This is a genomic window from Microbacterium sp. P2_F9 (genome assembly GCF_056403635.1).
Window position 1 is genome coordinate 12,980 of the sequence record NZ_JBFUFC010000017.1, and the last position, 21,710, is coordinate 34,689.

The 21,710-nt window shown below is 67.5% G+C and carries 25 protein-coding genes and 1 tRNA gene; 17 read left to right on the forward strand and 9 right to left on the reverse strand.

Going from position 1 to position 21,710, the window contains the following annotated elements:
- Positions 1-5: 5 nt before the first annotated feature.
- The 3 genes from pyk to AC1DVT_RS03325 all read left to right on the forward strand — a co-directional run bounded on the left by pyk (position 6) and on the right by AC1DVT_RS03325 (position 3,636).
- On the forward strand, positions 6-1,448 hold the full coding sequence (gene pyk / locus AC1DVT_RS03315) for a pyruvate kinase (protein ID WP_457098702.1): 1,443 nt from the start codon (positions 6-8) through the stop codon (positions 1,446-1,448).
- A gap of 94 nt (positions 1,449-1,542) precedes the next feature.
- Positions 1,543-1,914: a PLDc N-terminal domain-containing protein gene (locus AC1DVT_RS03320; RefSeq protein ID WP_457098703.1), complete on the forward strand. Its 372-nt coding sequence runs from the start codon at positions 1,543-1,545 to the stop codon at positions 1,912-1,914.
- Positions 1,915-2,088: 174 nt separating this feature from the next.
- Positions 2,089-3,636: an APC family permease gene (locus AC1DVT_RS03325; protein WP_477386497.1), complete on the forward strand. Its 1,548-nt coding sequence runs from the start codon at positions 2,089-2,091 to the stop codon at positions 3,634-3,636.
- Positions 3,637-3,692: 56 nt separating this feature from the next.
- On the opposite strand, the gene AC1DVT_RS03330 is transcribed toward AC1DVT_RS03325, so the two are convergent.
- Positions 3,693-3,775 (reverse strand) — tRNA-Leu (locus AC1DVT_RS03330).
- A gap of 40 nt (positions 3,776-3,815) precedes the next feature.
- Here AC1DVT_RS03330 and AC1DVT_RS03335 point away from each other — a divergent pair.
- Positions 3,816-4,427 carry an ANTAR domain-containing response regulator gene (locus AC1DVT_RS03335; protein WP_477386499.1) on the forward strand — a complete coding sequence of 204 codons (612 nt, stop codon included), beginning with the start codon at positions 3,816-3,818 and terminating at the stop codon, positions 4,425-4,427.
- A gap of 53 nt (positions 4,428-4,480) precedes the next feature.
- On the opposite strand, the gene AC1DVT_RS03340 is transcribed toward AC1DVT_RS03335, so the two are convergent.
- On the reverse strand, positions 4,481-4,912 hold the full coding sequence (locus AC1DVT_RS03340; protein WP_477386501.1) for a hotdog fold thioesterase: 432 nt from the start codon (positions 4,910-4,912) through the stop codon (positions 4,481-4,483).
- Between the two features lie 51 nt (positions 4,913-4,963).
- Here AC1DVT_RS03340 and polA point away from each other — a divergent pair, with 51 nt between their 5' ends.
- The 3 genes from polA to AC1DVT_RS03355 are packed head-to-tail and all read left to right on the forward strand — an operon-like array spanning position 4,964 to position 10,049.
- A complete protein-coding gene (gene polA, locus AC1DVT_RS03345; RefSeq protein WP_477386503.1) occupies positions 4,964-7,603 on the forward strand; it encodes a DNA polymerase I in 2,640 nt (879 codons plus the stop codon).
- 45 nt (positions 7,604-7,648) lie between these two features.
- Positions 7,649-9,334: a DUF885 domain-containing protein gene (locus AC1DVT_RS03350; RefSeq protein WP_477386504.1), complete on the forward strand. Its 1,686-nt coding sequence runs from the start codon at positions 7,649-7,651 to the stop codon at positions 9,332-9,334.
- A 13-nt stretch (positions 9,335-9,347) separates the two neighbouring features.
- On the forward strand, positions 9,348-10,049 hold the full coding sequence (locus AC1DVT_RS03355; RefSeq protein ID WP_477386506.1) for a hypothetical protein: 702 nt from the start codon (positions 9,348-9,350) through the stop codon (positions 10,047-10,049).
- Between the two features lie 35 nt (positions 10,050-10,084).
- Here the strand turns inward: AC1DVT_RS03355 and AC1DVT_RS03360 are convergent, their stop codons facing one another.
- Positions 10,085-10,726: a phosphoribosyltransferase gene (locus AC1DVT_RS03360; protein WP_477386508.1), complete on the reverse strand. Its 642-nt coding sequence runs from the start codon at positions 10,724-10,726 to the stop codon at positions 10,085-10,087.
- Between the two features lie 84 nt (positions 10,727-10,810).
- Here AC1DVT_RS03360 and AC1DVT_RS03365 point away from each other — a divergent pair, with 84 nt between their 5' ends.
- Positions 10,811-11,854 carry an LLM class flavin-dependent oxidoreductase gene (locus AC1DVT_RS03365; protein ID WP_477386510.1) on the forward strand — a complete coding sequence of 348 codons (1,044 nt, stop codon included), beginning with the start codon at positions 10,811-10,813 and terminating at the stop codon, positions 11,852-11,854.
- A gap of 31 nt (positions 11,855-11,885) precedes the next feature.
- Entirely contained in the window at positions 11,886-12,650 is a 765-nt protein-coding gene (locus tag AC1DVT_RS03370) for an SGNH/GDSL hydrolase family protein (protein ID WP_477386512.1), read from the forward strand.
- A gap of 29 nt (positions 12,651-12,679) precedes the next feature.
- Here AC1DVT_RS03370 and AC1DVT_RS03375 read toward each other — a convergent pair whose 3' ends face one another.
- Complete coding sequence (locus AC1DVT_RS03375) at positions 12,680-13,240, reverse strand: dihydrofolate reductase family protein (protein WP_477386513.1); 561 nt, start codon at positions 13,238-13,240, stop codon at positions 12,680-12,682.
- Positions 13,241-13,344: 104 nt separating this feature from the next.
- Between AC1DVT_RS03375 and AC1DVT_RS03380 the strand changes: the two genes are divergently transcribed.
- The 6 genes from AC1DVT_RS03380 to AC1DVT_RS03405 all read left to right on the forward strand — a co-directional run bounded on the left by AC1DVT_RS03380 (position 13,345) and on the right by AC1DVT_RS03405 (position 15,989).
- Positions 13,345-13,719 (forward strand): ArsR/SmtB family transcription factor, encoded by a 375-nt coding sequence (locus AC1DVT_RS03380; protein ID WP_457098713.1) that lies wholly within the window; start codon positions 13,345-13,347, stop codon positions 13,717-13,719.
- Complete coding sequence (locus AC1DVT_RS03385; RefSeq protein WP_457098714.1) at positions 13,712-14,158, forward strand: SRPBCC family protein; 447 nt, start codon at positions 13,712-13,714, stop codon at positions 14,156-14,158. The genes AC1DVT_RS03380 and AC1DVT_RS03385 overlap by 8 nt, the downstream gene beginning before the upstream one ends.
- A gap of 102 nt (positions 14,159-14,260) precedes the next feature.
- Entirely contained in the window at positions 14,261-14,524 is a 264-nt protein-coding gene (locus AC1DVT_RS03390; protein ID WP_477386516.1) for a DUF6458 family protein, read from the forward strand.
- A gap of 163 nt (positions 14,525-14,687) precedes the next feature.
- Positions 14,688-15,446, forward strand: coding sequence for a hypothetical protein (locus tag AC1DVT_RS03395; protein WP_477386518.1), 759 nt, complete (start codon positions 14,688-14,690; stop codon positions 15,444-15,446).
- Between the two features lie 52 nt (positions 15,447-15,498).
- The gene (locus tag AC1DVT_RS03400) at positions 15,499-15,735 is read left to right on the forward strand and encodes a type II toxin-antitoxin system Phd/YefM family antitoxin (RefSeq protein WP_477386520.1); all 237 of its coding nucleotides are present in this window, start codon (positions 15,499-15,501) and stop codon (positions 15,733-15,735) included.
- Positions 15,732-15,989 carry a type II toxin-antitoxin system RelE family toxin gene (locus AC1DVT_RS03405; protein ID WP_477386522.1) on the forward strand — a complete coding sequence of 86 codons (258 nt, stop codon included), beginning with the start codon at positions 15,732-15,734 and terminating at the stop codon, positions 15,987-15,989. Before AC1DVT_RS03400 ends, AC1DVT_RS03405 begins: the two co-directional genes overlap by 4 nt.
- Positions 15,990-16,069: 80 nt before the next feature.
- Here AC1DVT_RS03405 and AC1DVT_RS03410 read toward each other — a convergent pair whose 3' ends face one another.
- The 4 genes from AC1DVT_RS03410 to AC1DVT_RS03425 are packed head-to-tail and all read right to left on the reverse strand — an operon-like array spanning position 16,070 to position 18,403.
- Entirely contained in the window at positions 16,070-16,804 is a 735-nt protein-coding gene (locus AC1DVT_RS03410) for a phosphotransferase (RefSeq protein ID WP_477386524.1), read from the reverse strand.
- On the reverse strand, positions 16,801-17,052 hold the full coding sequence (locus AC1DVT_RS03415; RefSeq protein WP_477386526.1) for a DUF6510 family protein: 252 nt from the start codon (positions 17,050-17,052) through the stop codon (positions 16,801-16,803). Before AC1DVT_RS03415 ends, AC1DVT_RS03410 begins: the two co-directional genes overlap by 4 nt.
- 23 nt (positions 17,053-17,075) lie before the next feature.
- Positions 17,076-17,813: an FAD-binding oxidoreductase gene (locus AC1DVT_RS03420; protein WP_477386528.1), complete on the reverse strand. Its 738-nt coding sequence runs from the start codon at positions 17,811-17,813 to the stop codon at positions 17,076-17,078.
- Positions 17,810-18,403, reverse strand: coding sequence for a sulfite oxidase-like oxidoreductase (locus tag AC1DVT_RS03425; protein ID WP_477386530.1), 594 nt, complete (start codon positions 18,401-18,403; stop codon positions 17,810-17,812). Before AC1DVT_RS03425 ends, AC1DVT_RS03420 begins: the two co-directional genes overlap by 4 nt.
- A 137-nt stretch (positions 18,404-18,540) precedes the next feature.
- On the opposite strand from AC1DVT_RS03425, the gene AC1DVT_RS03430 reads away from it, so the two are divergent.
- Positions 18,541-19,461 (forward strand): AEC family transporter, encoded by a 921-nt coding sequence (locus AC1DVT_RS03430; protein ID WP_477386531.1) that lies wholly within the window; start codon positions 18,541-18,543, stop codon positions 19,459-19,461.
- A 108-nt stretch (positions 19,462-19,569) separates the two neighbouring features.
- Positions 19,570-20,130 carry an HdeD family acid-resistance protein gene (locus AC1DVT_RS03435; RefSeq protein WP_457098724.1) on the forward strand — a complete coding sequence of 187 codons (561 nt, stop codon included), beginning with the start codon at positions 19,570-19,572 and terminating at the stop codon, positions 20,128-20,130.
- Between the two features lie 58 nt (positions 20,131-20,188).
- Here AC1DVT_RS03435 and AC1DVT_RS03440 read toward each other — a convergent pair.
- Positions 20,189-21,710: alpha/beta hydrolase family protein (locus tag AC1DVT_RS03440; RefSeq protein WP_477386533.1), on the reverse strand; the 1,522-nt coding region annotated here is incomplete at its 5' end.

A 21,710-nucleotide genomic window follows, 5' to 3' on the forward strand; every position in this document is an offset into this window, starting at 1 on the left:
CACGGATGAGACGCGCCAAGATCGTGGCCACCCTCGGGCCTGCAACATCGACCTACGAGACGGTCCGAGCGATCATCGATGCAGGTGTCGACGTCGCGCGGCTGAACCTCAGCCACGGGGACTACTCCGTGCACGAGAACAACTTCGCCAATGTCCGCAAGGCAGCTGAGGACTCCGGCCGCGCCGTCGCGATCCTCGTCGACCTGCAGGGCCCGAAGATCCGCCTCGGCAAGTTCGCCGACGGCCCCCACGACCTCGCAGTCGGGGACATCTTCAAGATCACCATCGACGACATCGCCGGCACCAAGGAGATCTGCTCGACGACGTTCAAGGGCCTCACCGCCGACGTCAACCCCGGCGACTTCCTGCTCATCGACGACGGCAAGGTCCGCGTCGAGGTCATCGAGAAGGACGACACCGTCGTCACGACCAAGGTCATCGTCGGCGGTCCGGTCTCCAACAACAAGGGCATCAACCTGCCCGGCGTCGCGGTCAACGTGCCCGCCCTGTCGGAGAAGGACGAAGAAGATCTGCGCTGGGGCCTGCGCATCGGCGCCGACCTGATCGCGCTGTCGTTCGTGCGCAGCGCCAAGGACATCCAGCGCGTCCACGTCATCATGGCGGAGGAGAACCGGTACATCCCGGTCATCGCGAAGATCGAGAAGCCGCAGGCGGTAGACAACCTCGAAGAGATCATCGACGCCTTCGACGGCATCATGGTCGCCCGTGGCGACCTCGGCGTGGAGCTGCCCCTGGAGGCGGTCCCGATCGTCCAGAAGCGCGCCGTCGAACTGTGCCGCCGCATGGCCAAGCCGGTCATCGTCGCCACCCAGATGCTCGAGTCGATGATCGAGAACCCGGTGCCCACCCGCGCCGAGACGAGCGACGTCGCCAACGCTGTGCTCGATGGCGCCGACGCGGTCATGCTCTCGGGCGAGACGAGCGTGGGCAAGTACCCGGTCGTGGTCGTCGAGACCATGGCTCGCATCGTCGAGTCGACCGAGGACCACGGCCTCGAGCGCATCCTGCCGCTCACCGCCAAGCCCCGTACCCAGGGCGGCGCGATCACACTCGCCGCCGTCGAGGTCGCCGACTTCGTCGACGCGAAGTACCTCTGCATCTTCACCGAGTCGGGTGACACGGCACGCCGCCTGTCGCGCATCCGCTCGAAGATCCCGATGCTCGCCTTCACGCCGCTGCCCGCGATCCGTCGCCGCATGGCCCTCACCTGGGGCGTGAAGTCGACCCTCGTCGAGCACGTGACGCACACCGACAAGATGTTCATCCAGGTCGATGACTATCTGCTCACCAACGATCTCGCGAAGGTCGGCGACAAGGTCGTGGTGATCTCCGGTTCCCCTCCCGGAATCGTCGGCTCGACCAACGACATCCGGGTGCACAAGGTCGGCGACGCGGTGCACGGCGCAGCTCCCGTTTACCGCGAGTAGCCGGTTCACCTGCAAAGGACGACACGCACCGCTGGGCGGCTCCGGATGTCACTAGGCTGAGCACGGCTCAAGCCGCTGACGAAAGGTTCGTGCAATGTTCTTCTGGTGGATTCTCTGGGCGTTCTACTTCTTCGCCTACCTGTATGTCATCATCTTCGTGGTCAGGGACCTGTTCCGCGATGACTCGGTCAACGGGTGGCTGAAGGCGCTGTGGATCATCGCGCTCGTCTTCGTACCGTTCCTCACGGGCATCATCTACGTCCTCGTGAACGGCAAGGGCATCGCCGAGCGTGAGTACGCGACGCGTGTGCGGGCGCCCGAGCAGGACGACTACAAGCCCTCCGCGTCGGCGAGCCCGTCCGAGGACATCGCTCGCGCGAAGGCGCTGCTCGATGCAGGGTCGATCTCGCAGGGCGAGTACGACGCGCTCAAGAGCAAGGCGCTCGGCAACCAGTACTTCGGCTGAGAGGCCTCGACAACCACCCGCGAGCGGAGCGTCGGCATTGCCGACCTCCGCTCGTCGGCTTTTCCGCCGCCTGATCCGAGCCGCAACACGCCGCGAATGGAATCGTCATTCGCCCGACTCACGGCGGGTGTACTTTCCCCCTGTCATCGCCCGAGATGACAGTGAGGATGACACATGGCCCGAACTGATTCCCCGGCCGCACCAGCCGCTCAGGGATCGAACCCACCCGAGAAACTTCAGGCGGACGGCGTCAGCGCCGCCGGCTCGATCGTGATGGCGGTGGCCGGCAGTGCGCCGGCGTACTCCATCGCCGCTACCACCGCGACCCTGGTGGGTGTCGCGGGACTCGGAGCCCCCGGCGCGCTGCTCTGGTGCGGCATCCCGATGCTCGGCATCGCCTGGGCGTTCATGTACCTCGGACGCGCCGATGTAAATGCCGGAGCGGCCTACTCCTGGGTCGCCCGAGCGCTGCACCCCGCGCTCGGCTTCCTGTCCGGCTGGGCGCTCGTGATCTCGGCGACGATCTTCATGGTCGCCGGCGCGCTGCCGGCCGGCGCGATGACCGTCTCGCTGTTCGACCCCAGTCAGGCCGACAACGTTTCACTCATCACCGCCATCGGCGCGCTCTGGTTCATCGTGATGGCCGCCTGCGTCTACTTCGGCGTGCACATCACCGCGCGGGCGCAGTGGATCATGTCGGTCATCGAGGTCGGCATCCTCGTCGTCTTCGCCGCGCTCGCCCTTTTCCGCGCCGCCACGACCAGCCATGCGGGTCCGAACTTCTCGTGGGACTGGCTCGGGTTCACGCATCTGAGCGGACCCGGGGTATTCGTGAGCGCCGCTCTGATCGCCGCGTTCTACTACTGGGGCTGGGATGTCGCGTCGAACCTCAACGAGGAGACCAAGGAAGGCCATAAGTCGGCGGGAGCCGCGGGCCTCATCGGTGTGGGAATCGTCTTCGTGCTGTTCGAGATCTTCACCATCGCGACGCTCGTCATGCTGCCGCAGGAAGAGATCGAAGCGAACAGCGCCAACATCCTGTCGGTGCTCGGCGACATCATCTGGCCGGGCATCGGCGGCAAGATCCTGATCATCGCCGTCGCTCTCTCGACGATCGCCACGCTCGAGACGACGCTCATCCAGGTGACGCGCACGCTGTTCGCGATGGGACGAGACAACACCATCCCCTCTGCGTTCGGCCGGGTGCACCCGCGCTGGAAGACGCCGACGTTCGCGACGATCGTGATCCTCGTCGTTTCGCTGCTGCTCTTCGTCGGATCCAACTTCCTGGGCAGTGTGGGCGAGATCATGGGCAACGCGATCGGGTCGATCGGGCTGCAGATCGCGTTCTACTACACGCTCGCGGGCGTCGCGGTGGTGGTCGCGTATCGGCGGGTGCTGTTCCAGTCCGTTAAGAACTTCCTCCTGATCGGGCTGTGGCCGGCATCGGGGGCGGTGTTCATGGGCTGGGCGTTCTTCGTCTCGATCCCGAGCAACGATCCGGTGGTCAACTGGCTGGGCCTCGGACTCATCCTGCTCGGCGTCGTGCCGCTGGCGCTCTTCTACCGCAAGGCGAAGGTGTACTACTCGCGTCGCCCGCTCGAAGTGCCGCCGGAGCTCGACAAGAAGGCGCCCGCGGATGTCGACCTCCGCTCGCCCGAGCAGGTGGCCACGCTTCCCGACCCGAACACGGTCGCGGTGAAGGTCATCCAGGACGAATAGCTCGAGACGACAGGAGAGCGGATGCCTCGGCACGAGGCATCCGCTCTTCAATCGCGTGCCGGTGGTGGGAGTCGAACCCACACGCCCTTGCGGGCAACCGAGTTTGAGTCGGTCGCGTCTGCCATTCCGCCACACCGGCCCGGCACGTTCCGCGAACGACCATACCGTAGGATTCAAATGTGACTGAGCAAGAGCAGGCCTCCTCGGCCACCGCCCCGCGTCGCGTTGTCGTGGCGGAGGACGAATCCCTTATCCGACTCGACATCGTCGAGATCCTTCGAGACAACGGCTTCGACGTCGTCGGCGAAGCCGGCGACGGTGAGACCGCCGTAGCGCTCGCTACGGAGCTGCGCCCCGACCTTGTCATCATGGATGTCAAGATGCCGCTTCTCGACGGCATCAGCGCCGCCGAGAAGCTGAGCAAGAACCACATCGCACCGGTGGTGCTCCTCACGGCCTTCAGCCAGAAGGAGCTCGTCGAGCGGGCGAGTGAGGCGGGAGCGCTGGCGTACGTCGTCAAGCCGTTCACGCCGAACGACCTCCTGCCGGCGATCGAGATCGCCCTGGCCCGCTACGAGCAGATCATCACGCTCGAGGCAGAGGTCGCCGACATGGTCGAGCGGTTCGAGACGCGCAAGCTCGTCGACCGCGCCAAGGGCCTGCTGAACGAGAAGATGGGCCTCACCGAKCCCGAGGCGTTCCGCTGGATCCAGAAGGCATCGATGGACCGCCGGCTCACGATGCAGGACGTCGCGAAGGCCATCATCGAGCAGCTCGCGCCCAAGAAATAGCACCCCGAATACTTCGAACGGATGCCGTGGCCCTGGGCCGCGGCATCCGTTCCTCATTGTGCGGGCTGAGCCTTTATCAGGTTGGTGATCCGGATCGTGGAGAGGCGGCGGCCCTGATCGTCGCTGACCGCGATCTCGTGCACCGTCATGCTGCGCCCGAGGTGGATCGGCGTGCAGACGCCGGTCACGACGCCGGAGGTCGCGGCCCGCGTGTGGGTGGCATTGATGTCGACACCGACTGCGAGGCGTCCAGGGCCGGCGTGCAGATTCGCCGCCATCGACCCGAGCGATTCGCCGAGCACGACGTACGCGCCGCCGTGCATGAGCCCTACGGGCTGGGTGTTCCCCTCGACCGGAAGGGTCGCGACGCAGCGCTCGACGGAGAACTCGAGGAACTCCATGCCCATCTTCTCGGCGAGGGCGCCCATGCCGCGGCGGGCCGCCCATTCCATGCCGTTGACGTGTGCGGGGGGCTGGTCTGTCATCGCAAGCTTCCGGGAGGTGTTGGGGTCTGAACCCCCGTCTAGGCTGACAGGGTGACGGACTCCGCAAAGCCTACCCTTCTCGTCGTCGACGGCCATTCGCTCGCATATCGGGCGTTCTTCGCCCTTCCGGTCGACAATTTCACGACGAAGGACGGGCAGCACACGAACGGGATCTACGGGTTCCTCGCGATGCTGATCAACCTGCTCAAGGCCGAGAAGCCCACCCACCTCGCGGTGGCGTTCGACACCTCTCGGCAGTCGTTCCGCACGCGCGCCTACGACCAGTACAAGGCCAATCGCTCCGAGAGCCCGTCCGAGTTCAAGGGGCAGATTCCGCTGCTGCAGGAGTGCCTCGCGGCGATGAGCATCACGGTCCTGCAGAAGGAGGACTTCGAGGCGGACGACATCCTCGCGACACTCGCGACGCAGGGCGCCGAGCAGGGCTTCGATGTGCTGGTGTGCTCCGGCGACCGCGACACGATCCAGCTCGTCACCGACGATGTCACGCTGCTCTACCCGAACGTCCAGGGCGTGTCGCAGCTGAAGCGGTACGACCGTGCGGCCGTCATCGAGCGCTACGKGGTGCCACCCGAGCAGTATCCCGACATCGCCGCGCTGGTCGGCGAGACGAGCGACAACCTCCCCGGCGTGCCGAAGGTGGGGGAGAAGACCGCCGTCAAGTGGCTCGGTCAGTTCGGCACCCTCGACGCGCTGCTCGAGAACGCCGACAAGATCGGCGGCGTGGTGGGCGGGAACCTCCGCGAGCACCTGGACGACGTCCGCCGCAACCGCACGCTCAACCGGCTCCTCCGCGACGTCGAGCTGCCGGTGACGATCACCGACCTCGAAGTGAAGCCGATGGACGCCCAGGGCGTGCGCGACATCTTCGCGCGCCTCGAGTTCAAGACCCTGATCCCGCGGGTCGCCGAGCTGGCCGGCATCGAGCAGCAGATGGCCGCTGTGACCTCGGCCGCCGCGCAGCTGGCGCCGGTGGCGAGCGAACTCACGCCGGAGCAGCTCGCGGCCTGGCTCGCGAAGGCCGACGGCGAGGTGGCCGTCACCATCGCCATCGACGGCGGCACGCCGCGACGCATCGGATTCGCGACGAGGGATGCCGCCGCCGAGGCGACGTGGACCCCCGAGGTCGAGGCATCCGTCGGTGGATGGCTCGCCTCCGACGCACCGAAGGTGCTGAGCGATGCGAAATCGCAGGTCAAGGCGCTGCGCCGGGCGGGCGTCACGCTCGGCGGCCTGACCTTCGACACGATCGTCGCGGGCTGGTTGCTGCGTCCGAGCTTTCCCGACAAGACCCTCGCGCACCTCGTGGATCGGTACCTCGATGAGAAGCTCCCCGAGGCCGATCCCACCCAGCTCATCCCCGAGACCGAGGGTGCGACTCCCGGTCAGCTGTCCTGGTACACGCTCCGGGTGGCGACGGCGCTGCGCGCGGAGCTGCCGCCCAGCGTGGCGTCCGTCCTCACCGACATCGAGCTGCCGACGCTCCTCGGCCTCGCCGACATGGAGCTCGCCGGAGTCGCCGTCTCGCACGAGAAGCTCTCCGGGTTCTCCGGCGAGCTCGCCCAGCGCGCGGATGTCATCGCCCAGGAGGCCTATGCGGCCATCGGGCGCGAGGTCAACCTCGGATCGCCCAAGCAGCTGCAGGAGGTGCTCTTCGAAGAGCTCCAGCTGCCCAAGACCCGCAAGACCAAGACCGGCTATTCGACCGATGCCGCGGTGCTGGTCGACCTGCAGGAGACCAGCCCGCATCCGTTCCTGGATCTGCTCCTGCAGCACCGCGAGGCGACCAAGCTGCGTCAGATCATCGAATCGCTCGACGTCGCCATCGCCACGGATGGCCGAATCCGCACGACCTACGTGCAGACCGGCAGCCAGACCGGCCGCCTGTCCAGCACCGACCCCAACCTGCAGAACATCCCGGTCCGCACCGAAGAGAGCCGTCGCATCCGCGAGGCCTTCGAGGTCGGGGCAGGCTACGAGACGCTGCTGACCGCCGACTACTCGCAGATCGAGATGCGCATCATGGCGCACCTCTCCGAGGACCCAGGGCTCATCGAAGCGTTCAACTCCGGGGAAGATCTGCACCGCTTCGTCGGCGCCCGCGTCTTCGGGGTCGACCCGCACGAGGTGACCTCTGCGATGCGCACCAAAGTCAAGGCGATGTCCTACGGCCTCGTGTACGGCCTGTCGGCGTTCGGCCTCTCCAAGCAGCTGCGGATCGAGCAGTCGGAGGCGAAGCAGCTCATGATGGAGTACTTCGCGCGGTTCGGCGCCGTGCGTGACTACCTGCGGTCGTCCGTCGAGCAGGCGAAGATCGACGGCTACACCGAGACCATCTTCGGCCGGCGCCGGCCGTTCCCGGATCTCGCCAGTCCCAACCGTGTGCTGCGTGAGAACGCGGAGCGTGCCGCGTTGAACGCGCCCATCCAGGGGAGCGCGGCCGACATCATGAAGATCGCGCTCTACCGCATCCACGACGACTTCCGCTCGCACGCTCTGCAGTCCCGGGTGCTCATGCAGATCCACGACGAACTGGTCGTCGAGATCGCGCCGGGGGAGTGGGACGAGGCCGAACGGATCGTGCGGGCCCGGATGGGGGATGCCGCCGACCTCACGGTGCCGCTCGACGTGCAGATCGGGCGCGGGCAGGACTGGAACGAGGCCGGACACTGAGATCCGGATTGGCCGACACCGCGTCGCTTGCCTAGGCTCGATGACATGACTGACGCACTGCGCGCCCCCGCCCGCACGGCCACTCCGATCGACACGATCGCCGACGCGTGGGTGGACACCCTCGCCGAACTGGATCCGGCGCTGGCGACGTACATCGGCAGGTTCGAGCACAACGACCGATACGCCGATTTCACCCCGGAGGGGCACGACCGCGTCGCCGAGGAGGCGCGCCGGACGCTCCACGCGCTGGAGGCGACCGCGCCGGCAGACGCGATCGACGAGGTGACGAAGCTCGACCTCACCCGGGAGCTGAAGCTCGCCCTCGACCTGCACGACGCGCGCTGGAACCTGCGCAACCTGAACGTGATCGCCTCGCCCGCGCAGGACGTCCGTGCGGTCTTCGACCTCATGCCGACAGCGACCGCCGATGACTGGTCCGTCATCTCACGGCGACTCAAGGCTCTCCCCGCCGCGCTGGACGGGTACGCCGCCGCGCTGCGCGAGGGCATCGCCTCCGGCATCGTCCCTGCACGTCGGCAGGTCGAGGAGGTCGCGACCCAGATCGCCCGCTACTCCGCCGACACCGGCTTCTTCGCCACGTTCACCGGCGAGGCCGCGCCCGCGGAAGGTCAGCTCCCGGCATCCCTCGCCCGCGAACTGGCAGACAACTCCAATGCCGCGCGGGTTGCCTACGACGAATTGGCCGCGTTCCTCACTGGTGAGCTGGCGCCGGCGGCGACGGAGACGGATGCCGTGGGTCGTGAACTGTACGCTCTGCACTCGCGGCGCTTCCTGGGGGCGACCATCGACCTCGACGAGACCTACGAGTGGGGCATCGAGGAGCTCGCCCGGATGGTCGCCGAGCAGGAGTCGATCGCGCACGAGATCAAGCCCGGCGCCTCGGTCGAGGAAGCCGTCGCCTTCCTGGAGCAGGACCCCGCGCGCAAGCTGCACGGCACGGCCGAGCTGCAGCGCTGGATGCAGGAGACGAGCGACCGGGCCGTCGCGGAACTCGGGCGCACTCACTTCGACATCCCGGAGCCGATCCGCCGCCTGGAGTGCATGATCGCCCCGACGAAGGAGGGTGGGATCTACTACACGGGGCCGACCGACGACTTCTCGCGGCCCGGCCGGATGTGGTGGTCGGTGCCCGAGGGCGTCACCGAGTTCGACACCTGGCGGGAGCTCACCACCGTTTACCACGAGGGCGTGCCGGGTCATCACCTCCAGATCGCCCAGGCGGTATACAACCGCGCGGAGCTGAACTCATGGCGCCGGCTGCTGGCCGGCACGTCGGGGCACGCCGAAGGCTGGGCCCTGTACGCCGAGCGACTCATGCAGCAGCTCGGCTACCTCGACGACCCGGCAGACCGGCTCGGCATGCTCGATGGTCAGCGGATGCGCGCCGCGCGCGTCGTGCTCGACCTCGGCGTGCATCTGGGCAAGCCGCGCCTGGACGGCAAGGGCGTGTGGGACGCCGAGTACGCACTCGACTTCATGCGCCACAACGTCAACATGCCCGACGAGTTCATCAAGTTCGAGGTGAACCGCTACCTCGGGTGGCCAGGGCAAGCGCCGGCGTACAAGGTCGGCCAGCGCATCTGGGGGCAGGTCCGCGACGACGTCAAGGCCKCGCAGGGTGACGCCTTCTCGATCAAGGACTTCCACAAGCGCGCGCTCGAGATCGGCGGTGTCGGACTCGACACGCTGCGCGCCGCGCTGATCGGCTGAGTCGCAGCGCGTGATGAGCGATCCTCTCGGTGGTCGGGGAGATGACGCCGGTCGTCGTCCCGTCATCCGGCGTCCACTGACCCCGGCCATCCTGGCCGCACAGCAGACGGCCGACGAAGTGCGCTTCTGCACCGACGCCGTGGACCTGGTCCAGGCGAACAGGAGAGCGCTCGTGTCGCGCCTGGTCTCCGACGACATCGGTCGAGTACAGCAGCACGACGTGCTCACCCAATGGACGCCGGGCGCCGCCCCCAATCGGGGCACCCTCGACTTCGAGGGGAACGCGGCGCAGTTCGATCAGCGGATCGTTGACCTCGACCGCGTGATCGACGACGTCCGGGGCTCGCTCGCGCTCACGGCGACCTTGCTGCTGGGCGATTTCACGGCGATCGATCGCGGGCGCTTCTTCCGGGCCGCGCTCGTGCTGCTGACGTCCGATGTCGCAGCGCTGCGGGCGATGCGGCCTTTCATTCCGGCCCTCGCGCCGGTGCAGCTGCATCGCGTCGAGACCACCTGGTCGTTCGGCAGCTCACCGGATGCCGGTGCGGAGACGCTCACGGGCGACCATGCGGCGGTCATCGCAAGGCTGACGGCCTGTAACGATCTCCTGCGCGACCTGCTGATCCGCATCGAGAGATTGGCGCCGAACGAAGAGCGGCCCACCAGCGATGTGCAGTTCCCCGAGAATCCGATCTCAGGGACCGTCGGTCGCTGAGCCGGGCTCAGGGATCCGCGGTCGCTGAGCCGGGCTCAGGGATCCTCGGTCGCTGAGCCTGTCGAAGCGTGCCGGAGGAGCCGCGCAACCTCTTCGTCGGTCGTCTGGGTGAAGTCCTCGTAGAACTGGCCGACCGCCCAGAAGTCGCGCATCGGATGCGGGCAGACGAAGGCATCCGCCGCCGCCGCTTCCGGCCGCCAGTGCGCGGGCGCGACCGGAACAGCGAGCACGATCTGTGCCGGTGCCGCCGCGCGGATCGCGCGGCAGGCGGCGGTGGCCGTCGCTCCGGTCGCGACGCCGTCGTCGACGATCACGGCGACACGTGCGGTGAGTTCGATCGGCACCGGGGCGAAGAGGCGGGTGCGCCGGCGCAGCTCGATCCGCTCGAGGTCCTCGACGACCGCAAGCTCCTGGGGCGTCACGCCCCGGAGCGCGTCGGGATTGACGACCCGCACGCCCTCCGCTATCGCGCCGATGGCGTACTCCTCCTGTGTGGGCGCGCCGAGTTTGCGCACCACCGCGACGCCGAGGGGAAGGCCCAGCGCGCGGGCGACCTCAGCCGCCACCACCACACCGCCGCGCGGGATGCCGAGGACGACCGCGTCCTGACCGCGCCAGGCCTCGAGCGCGGCGGCGAGCTGTCGCCCGGCATCCGCTCGATCGACGAAGATGGCCACGGGCACACGCTACGCCGCGGGACTCCCGCCGGGAATGGACCACTGGGCCCCGCGGTTTCATGCAGGTGAATAGGAAGGGATCCCATGCCTCACGACGCGCTATCCGCCATCGAGCTCGGACTCGACACCTTCGGCGATGTCACCCGCGACGAGTCGGGCGCCCTGCTCAGCGACGCGCAGACGATCCGCAATGTGGTCGACCAGGCGCTCCTCGCCGACGAGGTGGGTCTGAAGTTCTTCGGGGTGGGGGAGCACCACCGTCCCGAGTTCGCGGTGTCGAGCCCGGAGATCGTGCTCGCGGCGATCGCCGGCCGGACGAAGCACATGCACCTCGGCACCGCGGTCACGGTCCTCTCCAGCGACGACCCGGTGCGCGTGTACGAGCGTTTCGCGACGCTCGACGCGGTCTCCCACGGACGCGCCGAGGTCATCCTCGGGCGAGGCTCGTTCGTCGAGTCGTTTCCGCTGTTCGGCTATGACCTGCGCGACTACGAAGTGCTCTTCGAGGAGAAGCTCGACCTGTTCTCGCAGCTGCTGACCGAGAAGCCGGTCACCTGGCAGGGAACGACGCGGGCCGCCCTCGACGGCGCCGACGTCTTCCCGAAGACCGAGTCCGGTCTGAAGGCGTGGGTCGGTGTCGGCGGCACGCCCGAGTCGGTCGTGCGGGCAGCCCGCTACGGGTACGGGCTCATGCTCGCGATCATCGGCGGACCTGCCCACCGGTTCCGCCCGTTCGTCGACCTGTACCACCGCTCGCTCGCATCGTTCGACCGAGACGTGCTCCCGGTGGGCGTGCACTCGCCCGGGCATATCGCCGCGACCGATCAACAGGCATGGGACGAGGCGTACCCGGGCTTCGAGGCGATGAACAACACCATCGGTCGCGAGCGCGGCTGGCCGGCGTACAGCCGGATGCGCTTCCAGCACGACGTCGGACCCGAGGGCGCGCTGTATGTCGGGTCGCCCGAGACCGTCGCGCGGAAGATCGCCGAGACGGTGCGGTCGCTTCAGGTCCAGCGGTTCGACCTCAAGTTCTCGACGGGCACCCTCTCGCACGCACACATGATGCGCTCGATCGAGCTCTACGGCACCCAGGTCGCGCCGCTCGTGCGGGACATGCTCGGCTGAACCCGGTCGCGCGAGATCGTAGGCTTGCCGGATGGGTACAGTCCGCTACGTCGCGATCGGCGACTCCTTCACCGAGGGCGTGGGCGACGACCTTCCCGACGGCCGTGTTCGAGGCTGGGCGGATCTCGTCGCGCAGGGATGGGCGGATGCCTCGGGGGAGGCGATCGAGTACGCCAACCTCGCGATCCGGGGAAAGCTCATCTGGCCCATCGTCGAGCAGCAGCTCGAGCCTGCGCTCGCACTGAAGCCCACCCATCTGTCGTTCAACGGCGGCGGCAACGACATGCTCCGACCCAAGGCCTCGACCGCGCATATCGTCGCGGCCTGGGAACGGGTGCTGGAGCGGTGCGCCGAAGAAGGCGTGACCCTCATCGCGCTGTCCGGTGCGAACCCGTCCGACCATCTGCCGCTGAGCCGAGTCTTCCAGCGTCGCGGAGATGTCTTGAGCGCCGAGGTGACCGCGCGGCTGGATTCGCGCCCCGAGGTGCTGCGCGCCTTCAACTGGCCGGACAAGGAGCTCTCCACGATCGGCTACTGGTCCGAAGATCGTCTCCACATGAACGTGCGAGGACACCACCGCGTCGCGGCGCGCGTGCTCAACACGCTGGGGATCGAGCCGCCCTCGTCGTGGTGGTCGCTGCCGGCGCTCGCAGAGCGGGAGCGCACCTCCACGCGTGCCTACTACCGCGAGCATGTCGGCCCCTGGGTGCAGCGCAGGCTGAAGGGCACTTCGTCCGGCGACGGCCGCGAGCCCAAGTTCGCCGAGTGGACCCGATTCGAGCCGCAAGCGCACTGACGCGCACCGGACGCCGTGCCTGAGGCGGCTCAGCCGTCCCGGCGCACTGAATAGACGAGTTCGGCGAACTGCCCGGCCTGCCGCACCGACTCCAGCCGGAGCCGGTCCGACGCGAGGCGGCGGGGGAGGAGCGGCCGACCGGATGTGAGAGTTACAGGAGCCACCGAGACCCGCACCTCGTCGAGCAGCCCGGCATCCGCGAACTGCCCCACGAGGTCTCCGCCGCCGACGAGCCACACATCGCGATCTCCGGCCGCACCGAGGATCTCGAGCCAGAGTTCGGCCACGTCGCCGCCGCGGAGCAGGACGTCGGCACCGGGAACGACCGGCAGCGGACGCGAGCTCAGCACGAAGGCCGCCTTGCCGGGATAGAACCACTTCTCCGGGTGCTCCAGGAGGTTCTCGTGGTCTAGCAGCCACTGGTAGGTGGTGGAGCCCATCACGATCGAACCGATGCCCTCGAGAAACCGGCCGAACTCGCTCTCGGCGGTGTCGGCCCCCGGCACGGCGAACAGCCAGGAGAGCGAGTCCTCGTCGTCGGCCAGGAAGCCGTTGAGGGTCGTCGCGGTGTTGTAGATGACCTTGGTCATGGAGATACCGTAACGCAGCCGACAGACACCGTCGGCGGAGACTGTTGACGTTTATTCAACCGACTGGTATTGTACTGATAGGTTGAATACAAAGGAGCGCCGCAATGACCACCGACCTGCTCAGTGCGACGTTCTCCGCCCTGGCCGATCCGACCCGTCGGGCGATCCTGGCGCGGCTCAGTCAGGGCGAGGCGACGGTGGGGGAGTTGGCCGCACCGTTCGACATGACATTCGCCGCCGTCTCGAAGCATCTTCGCGTGCTCGAGGGGGCCGGGCTGGTCACGCGCGGACGCGATGCGCAGTTCCGTCCCGCGCGGATCGCCGGGAGACCCCTGGCCGAGGCATCCCGCTGGATCAAGGGCTACGAGCGCTTCTGGAACGACAGCGCCGACGCCCTCGACGCCTACTTGAATACGTTGCAGCAGCTCGACCCATCCACCGAAATACATCCACACGACAAGGAGAATCCCCATGGCTGACTACTTCACGATCACGCGCGAGCTGACCGCTCCGCGCGAACTCGTCTTCGAGGCGCTGACCGCGCCCGAGCACTTCGCCGTCTGGTTCGGCACCGCCGCGGTCGAGGTGCCGCAGGACACGCTCTCGATGGACGTGCGACCGGGCGGCGGGTTCCGCGCGGTGATGCACCTGCCGGACGGCAATCGCATCAACTGGGCGGGGGAGTACATCGAGGTCGACCCGCCGGCGCACCTCGCGATGACCCTCACCGACAATCCGGACGCCTACGCGGGGCTGCCCGTCCTCTTCGACCTCGAGGAGATCCCCGGGGGCACACGCCTCACCATCCGGCAGGACCGCGCGGACTTCAGCGACGAGCAGGTCGCCGCCACGATCGGCGGCTACAACGCCTTCATCGACGAGATCCAGAACATCCTGACGCGCATCCAGGCATCCTGACCTCGCTGGTCGTTGTCAACCCCCTGCCTCGCAGGGGGACCCGCTGGCACGATTCCTGGAGTGGGGATGCCCGTTCCCCGCACCCGCTGAAAGGAATCATCCATGAGCATCGGCGCAGGAATCGTCCTCTTCGTGATCGGAGCAATCCTCGCGTTCGCCCTGAATGTCCAAGTTGACTGGGTGAACATCCAGCTCGTCGGCTACATCCTGATGGGCGCGGGCGTCGTGGTCGCTCTGATCGGCATCGTGCTACTTGCGCGGCGTCGCAGGACTGAGGTCGTTACGCGGAGCGCGGTCGACCCGGTCGCGAACGAGCGTGTGACGCGCTCGGCATCCAGCACGACGGATGACACCGCAGGACTCTGACCGTCAGTTCACCGAAGGCCGGTACGGCGCTCCTCGAGGGAGTTGCTGTGCCGGCCTTCGTCCGTGACGCGGACGATTACTCGGAAATGCCGCCCCGCTCGCCTCCTCAGGCGGCACACCTACGGAGCTCTCAACAGATCAGCACCCATCGCCTCGCGTTCAAGTGCCGCCCGTTCACAGTGGCCGCATGCTCCCACCTTCTGGCGCCACTTCGGATGGCATCTTCCATCTCCCCGCTGTAGACGACACGGTCAGCGCGGAGGTGGTGAATCAGTTTCTCCGAATCGTGGACGCATTGCCCATGCGCAGCGTCCCCGTGTCGATGCGTCAGGTAACGGCGTTCGATTTGGACGAGGTTCCTCCCCATGTCGAGGCTTTTGCGCTGATCGTCCCCCTGCTTGAGACGTGCCTGGAAGACGAACCGGAAGCACTCTCGCCGGCATTGGTCGCGCAGGTCGCCTTCATGGGCACTTTCCCGGCGATACCCGAGACGATCGCTCTGCAGATCGCGTTCGGACGGGGGKCCGGCGAGGAGCAGATGCTGGAGATCGCACGCCTGATCGCACGCGCGACTCGGCGCGGGCTCAGCGCCGACGAATACATCGCCGAACTCGCTGCGGCCGACGCAATACCGCGCGGGAAGATCATCCGACTGTTCCATGGCGAGACGCGACGGACACCGGACGTCCAGCGGATGGCGCAGGGGATCGCTCTGCTGCGCAGGATCGCATCGCTCGTGCCGCCGCCGTTGCGACCTCCGTTGCTCTGCGCGATCGCGTGGCTGCAGTGGGCCCGCGGAAAGCGGGCGATCGCGATGGGCTATCTCGGGGAGGCCGCACGCATCGAGCCCGAGCACATCCTCGCCTTCGGATTGAGCTGGCTCGTCGCCACCAAGACCCCAACGTGGATTGCAGGGAGTTAGTACAATTATGTACAGAAGAGTGTAAGTTGTGTACAGTTTGAGCATGACTTCGATGAACATCACCGATGCGCGAGCTCGCTTGCGCGAGGTCATCGATGCGGCGCGGCAGCAGCCGGTGTTCCTGGAGCGTCACGGTGAAGTCCAGGCTGTGGTCGTGGCGCCTGCCCAGTATGCGCGGATGGTCGAGGCTCTTGAGGATGCCGAAGATGTCCGCGAGTTCGACGCAGCGATGGCGGAGGAGGGGGACAACATCCCCTGGGAGCAGGCCAAGGCGGACCTCGGCTGGTGAGCCAATACCGGATCGAGTTGCGCCCAGCGGCGCTCAAGGCGTTGCGCGGAATCCACCCACAGGACCAGAAGCGCATCCATGGTGCGATTGCGTTGCTTGGAGTTGATCCGCGACCGCCGAGCGCCAAGGCACTGCTGGGGCGGCCCGGCTACCGGGTGCGAGTCGGTGACTACCGGATCATCTACACGATCGAGGATGATCTGCTCCTGATCGTCGTCGTCACGCTAGGGCATCGGAAAGACATCTACTCGTAGCGGTCGGAAGCGCGGCAGCCGACCGAGTTGACATAATGTGCATTATCGGCGATTCCGAGTGGGGTGATCGGGGCGGTCTCTCACGACTCCAGTTCCCACAGCGCGCGGTAATACCGGATGCGCGCCACGTCGGGAGTGATGCCGTAGGCGGCGAAGAACTCGTCCTGGTGACCTTCGCCGAAATTCCAGTCCAGACTCAGCGACGCGATCGCAAGGTCGGCCCAGCGATCTCCGACGGTGAGGTCGCCGAAGTCGACGTTTCCCGTCCAGTGACCGGATGCCGAGATGAGCGTGTTCGGCGCGCACGCGTCGCCGTGCACGAGCACCGGGTCGACCACCGATGGCCGCGCGCCGAGCGCCTGCGGACTCCGCCCGACCCAGGACTGCGCGGTGAAGGCCGCCGGAAAGTCGTCGATGGGAATCGCGTGGATCGCCCGCAGCCCCTGCGCGATCGCCCGGATCGCCTCGGGCCGTCGCGCCCGCCACTCGTCGCCCACAGCACAGACGCCAGGCAGTGCCGCCGTCACCAGCCACTGCGCATCCTCGGACGCGCCGTACGAGAGCACCCGAGGGGCCGGATGCCGTGTCTCGATCCACTCGAGCCGCTCYCGCTCCCGCTCCAGGTCGATGCCGGTGCGACGCGGATTCCACTTCACGAAGCGGGATCCGATCTGGAAGGTCAGCCCGCCGAGTTCGTTGCGCCAGACCAGGTCGGGCTCGTCTTCGCCGGCGATCTCGGATACGACCGGTGGGATCGGGTCTTCGCCGAGCGCATGAAGCTGCGCGAGATGGGCGAACTCGGTCTCGTCGGTCACTCCGCCTCCGGCACGTCCAGGCGCCCCAGTGCCCCGAAGGTCAGCTGAACGCCGTCCCGGTCGCGCATGACGGTCAGGAGCGTATGAGTGCAGCCTCGGCAGAGGACGATCGCGCACAGGTCATCGAGCTCGACGACAGCCTCGGCGAGCGGGGCCGTCGAGCCGCACTCCCGGCACCTGCCGACGATCGACGTGACTTCACCCGCGAACACCGGCGCGAGGATCCCGGCCAGTGCATTCCCGTCCACGCGCACCACCTCATGTAACGCCATCACGCACCCCCGAATCGTTCCGTCTTGATGCGCAGCGGCGGATGCCCGCGCGCGACGAGTGCTTTCGCGACAGTCTCGACGAATCCGGTCGGGCCGCACACGAAGACCAGTGGATCGTCGGCGACCGGCCAGACCGCGGCATCCAGCGCCTGCGCATCCAGCCGCCCGACGCGACCGGGCCAGCCGGATGGAGCCGACCGGGTGTAGGCCCACGCCACCTCGACTCCCCCGTCGTCCACGGCCTCTAGCTCATCGCGATATATCGCGTTCTCCCGGGATCGGGTCGAGTACAGGAGCCGGAAAGGCGCCGCATTCGGCGTAGACAGCCGCGCGCGCACCATGGCGCGGAGTGGGACGATGCCGGAGCCGCCTGCGATGAGCTGCACCGGCGAGGGATCGTCCGCGTGCCAGACGAAGTAGCCGCCGAGCGGGCCCAGCACCTCGAGGGCGTCGTCGGCGCGCACATCATGGACGAGGTACGGCGACACCTCGCCGTCGGGCACCTCGTCGATGCCCAGCTCGATCACGTCGCCTGTTCCGGCCAGCCCGAGCGAGTAGGAGCGAACGGCCTGGTAGCCGTCCTCCGCGGTGAGGCGCACGTCGACGTGCTGGCCGGGCAGGCTCCCAGGCCAGCCGGGTGCCGCGATGCGCAGGATGCGGGCGTGCGCGGTGACGGGGATCGACTCGAGGACACGCGCGTCTCGCCACGTCACAGCGCTTGCGGCCACGGTGCTCACCAATACCGCTCCTCGGTCCACGGGTCGCCGTGCAGGTGGTAGCCGTTCTGCTCCCAGAACCCTGGGTCGTCGCGCTTCTGCAGGACGAGCGCCCGGATCCACTTCGCGCTCTTCCAGAAGTACAGATGCGGAACGAGCAGCCGCGCGGGGCCGCCGTGCTCCGGATCGAGGGGCTTGCCGTCGAATTCGAACGCGATCCAGGCCTTCCCGCCCAGCAGATCGGTGAGCGGCACGTTCGTCGTGTAGCCGCCGTAGCACTGGGCCATGGCATAGGCGACGTCGCTGTCGACGGCTTCGAGCAGCGTGTCGAGCGACACCCCTCGCCAGGACGTGCCGAGCTTCGACCAGCGCGTGACGCAGTGGATGTCGGTGTGCACGTCCTSGATCGGCAGCGCCTGGAACTCATCCCACGTCCAGGTCGTGTCGAGCCCCTTCTCGGTGCGGATCGTGAACCGCCACTCCCCCAGGTCGATCCGGGGCGTCGGGCCCGCCGACAGTACAGGGAAGTCCTCGGTGAGGTACTGGCCGGGCGGGATGCGCGGGTCGGACTCGCGGCGTCTGGCGCCGAATCCGCGGGTGAATATCGCCATGGCAGCTCCTCGGTCGTGGGGCACTCGCGTTCAGGCTAGCGAAGCGTGGTGCGGCTGCGACAGATCGCGGCTGATGGCGAGTGGATGCCTCGCTACCCTGGGACCGTGGCATCCGTCCTGGTGAAAGCGCGCTCGGCATGATCGAATCGCTCACCGGGTTCGCAGTCGTCGGCTTCGCGATCCTGGTCGGCTGGATCATCGGCCGGATCGATCTGCTGGGCGAGCATGCCCGGCCGGTGCTCAGCCGCTTGACCTTCTTCGTGCTCTCTCCCTTCCTCCTGTTCGTGGTCCTCTCGCAGGCTGACGTGCGGACGCTCTTCTCGGCGCTGCTGCCGGTGTCGGCGATCGCGGCGGCAATTGTCATCGCCGTGTTCGCGGTGTTCGCCCGGCTGCTCTGGAGGCGCCCCCGCGGCGAGACGGTCATCGGGGCGGCGTCGGCGGGCCTCGTGAACGCCAACAACATCGGCATTCCGCTGTCGCTCTACCTGCTCGGCTCGGCCGCCTTCCCGGCGCCCGTGATCCTCATGCAGATACTGGTGTTCACCCCGATCCTGATGACCCTGCTCGAGGCGGCGACGTCCGGGCAGGGGTCGCTGGGCCGCTCCGTCCTGCGGACACTGCGCAATCCGATCGTGATCGGTGCGGCGCTCGGAACGCTCGTGTCGGTGTCCGGTATCGACCTGCCCCCGATCGTCCTGCAGCCGGCGATCCTCATCGCGAACGCGTGCGTGCCGGTGCTGCTGATCTCCTACGGCATCTCGCTCCATGGGCAGCGCGTGCTCGCCGCGTCGGGCCGTCGTCGTGATGTCGTACTGGCGACGGTCCTCAAGCTCGTGGTGATGCCCGTCATCGCGTGGGCATTCGGCACGTTCGTGTTCGGTATGCCTCGGGATCAGGTGCTCATCGTCGTCGTGCTCGCAGCCCTTCCGACGGCCCAGAACGTCTTCAACTACTCCCAGCGCTACGGCGTCGGCGAGACGATCGCCCGCGACACAGTGTTCCTCACCACCCTCGGCTGCGTGCCCGTTCTGCTGCTCGCGACGCTCCTGCTGGGGTGATGACGGAGGGTGACACCTCGCGCAACACTCCCCCGATCGTTCGAGGGGTATCGCGCGGGAGGTCTAGGCTGGTTCCAACCTCCCAGGGAACTTTCAGAAAGGGACTCCATGTCCACCTCATCATCTGCCGAGAAGTCGGCGATCAACGGCATCCGCACCGCTTTCGGTGTGGGTGGCGTCCTCTCCATCATCTTCGGAATCCTCATCCTGGCCTGGCCGGGCAAGACCGCAATCGTCGTCACGGCGATCGTGGCGATCTACGCGATCGCCGCGGGACTCGTCTACGGCGGGCTCGGCATCTTCTCGAAGTCCAAGGGCGGGTGGGCCCGCATCGGCCACATCGTCCTCGGCCTGCTCTTCATCGTGGCCGGCATCTACGCCTTCCTCAACCTGCAGGCCGCCACGGCCTGGTTCGGCGTGTTCCTCGGCATCCTGATCGGCATCCTGTGGATCGTCGAAGGAGTCGTGTCGCTGTCGACGCTCGGCGACGCCGCGTCGAAGGGCTGGACGATCACCTTCGCGATCATCAGCATCATCGCCGGTATCGTCCTGCTGTTCACGCCGCTCTACGGTGTCGCCGTCCTCTGGTGGCTCCTGGGCATCGCGCTCATCGTGCTCGGCATCATCCAGGTCGTCCGCGCCTTCAAGTTCTCGGGCCGCGACCTCTAGATCGACGCATACGAAAGGGGCTCCGGATTCGTCCGGAGCCCCTTTCGCATGTCTGCCGTCAATTCACCGGAAGGTGCCGCTGCCACCAGTCCAGCACGGCGTCGAACCGCTCGATGCGGTGCCGCGGCTGTCCCGACCGGGTCAACTCGTGGTTCTCACCGGGGAAGACGAGCAGTTCGGCAGGGGTTCCCTGGCGCTTCAGGGCCGCGTAATAGCGTGTCGCCTGCTCGAGCGGGCAGCGGTAGTCGAGCTCGGAGTGGATGACGAGGGTCGGGGTGGTGACCTGCTCCACGACGGCCATCGGACTCTGCCGCATGATGTCGTCCGCCGCGGTTCCGACGTACTCATCGCCGAAGAACGAGCCGATGTCGCTGGTGCCCTGGAATGAGATCGGATCCAGGAAGCCGCGCTCCACGATGGCGCCGGCGAACCGGTGATCGTGGGCGATGATCCACGCGGTGAGATAGCCCCCGTACGACCCACCCATGATCCCGACCCGGCCGCCGTCCAGCGACGGGTCGTCGCCGATCGCGCCCTCGAGGAAGTCGATCACGTCGGTGAAGTCGACAGTCCCCATGGCCTGGCGAATGGCGCGTCCGTGTGCCGGACCGTAGCCCGCCGAGCCGCGCGGGTTGCTGTAGACCACGGCATAGCCGGCGTCCACCAGCACCTGCGTCTCGTCGAAGAGATGAATGCCGTAGGAGGCGAAGGGCCCACCGTGGATCTGCAGGATGACGGGGAACGGCCCCTCGCCCTCCGGGCGGGCGACCCAGCCGTGCACCGGATAGCCGTCCCGGCCGGTGACGCTGAGCTCGCGAGGGATGAYGATCCCGGATGCCGCGGCCCCGGCGCCGAAAGCCGTCAGCGTGCGGCTGCCATCGCCCTCGACCAGCACGAGCTCGCCGAACGAGTCAGGTCGTGCCAGCGCCGCGACGATCCGGCCCGCGGCGGCGGCATGGCCGTTCACCTCGACATCGCCGCCGAGCACCTCGTTCACCTCGCCAGTGCGGGAGACCCTGATGAGCGGCACGCGGCCTCGGCTGCTGTGCTGGACGAGGAAGTCATCGCCGACCGGGGTGATGTGGCTATCACCGAGATCGAGCGCTTCGGGATCGGTGATCAGGCGGACGCCCTCGCCGTCGATCAGCCAGAGCGCGGTGCTCGACGCAACGAAGTCGGTGCCCTCCGGTCCGGCGTCATGGGCGAGCAGGGCGATTGTGCCGTCTGCGGCGACCGCGAGATCCTCGACCGAGAGATCGGCGTTCAGCGGCACGAGCTCACGCTCGCCGCTGCCGTCGACCGCGATCGCGATCACCGGGGTGCGCAGGTCGCGGCGCCCGATCTCGAGCTCTTCGCGGATCGTCACGATCTCGGCGCCGGCGAAGGCGATACCGGAGTGCGAGGCGTTCCCCGTGGTCAGCTGGCGGGGCTCATCGGCGATCACCGGCTTCTTCGGGGCGGTGTCGCCTTCTGGCTGCACCCACGCTGCGGGCTCGTAGAACGGCTCGGCGTCCGTCGCGGGAGCGGCAACGATGAACAGCTGCGCGGGCCGGTCCGCGAGGTAGCCGAGTCCGTTGGCA

Bases quoted from the DNA above. Each gene is read 5' to 3' on its own strand.
- pyk (WP_457098702.1), top strand. From the start codon at position 6: ATGAGACGCGCCAAGATCGTGGCCACCCTCGGGCCTGCAACATCGACC.
- AC1DVT_RS03320 (WP_457098703.1), top strand. From the start codon at position 1,543: ATGTTCTTCTGGTGGATTCTCTGGGCGTTCTACTTCTTCGCCTACCTG.
- AC1DVT_RS03325 (WP_477386497.1), top strand. From the start codon at position 2,089: ATGGCCCGAACTGATTCCCCGGCCGCACCAGCCGCTCAGGGATCGAAC.
- AC1DVT_RS03340 (WP_477386501.1), bottom strand. From the start codon at position 4,912: ATGACAGACCAGCCCCCCGCACACGTCAACGGCATGGAATGGGCGGCC.
- AC1DVT_RS03355 (WP_477386506.1), top strand. From the start codon at position 9,348: ATGAGCGATCCTCTCGGTGGTCGGGGAGATGACGCCGGTCGTCGTCCC.
- AC1DVT_RS03365 (WP_477386510.1), top strand. From the start codon at position 10,811: ATGCCTCACGACGCGCTATCCGCCATCGAGCTCGGACTCGACACCTTC.
- AC1DVT_RS03370 (WP_477386512.1), top strand. From the start codon at position 11,886: ATGGGTACAGTCCGCTACGTCGCGATCGGCGACTCCTTCACCGAGGGC.
- AC1DVT_RS03375 (WP_477386513.1), bottom strand. From the start codon at position 13,240: ATGACCAAGGTCATCTACAACACCGCGACGACCCTCAACGGCTTCCTG.
- AC1DVT_RS03380 (WP_457098713.1), top strand. From the start codon at position 13,345: ATGACCACCGACCTGCTCAGTGCGACGTTCTCCGCCCTGGCCGATCCG.
- AC1DVT_RS03385 (WP_457098714.1), top strand. From the start codon at position 13,712: ATGGCTGACTACTTCACGATCACGCGCGAGCTGACCGCTCCGCGCGAA.
- AC1DVT_RS03390 (WP_477386516.1), top strand. From the start codon at position 14,261: ATGAGCATCGGCGCAGGAATCGTCCTCTTCGTGATCGGAGCAATCCTC.
- AC1DVT_RS03400 (WP_477386520.1), top strand. From the start codon at position 15,499: ATGAACATCACCGATGCGCGAGCTCGCTTGCGCGAGGTCATCGATGCG.
- AC1DVT_RS03430 (WP_477386531.1), top strand. From the start codon at position 18,541: ATGATCGAATCGCTCACCGGGTTCGCAGTCGTCGGCTTCGCGATCCTG.
- AC1DVT_RS03435 (WP_457098724.1), top strand. From the start codon at position 19,570: ATGTCCACCTCATCATCTGCCGAGAAGTCGGCGATCAACGGCATCCGC.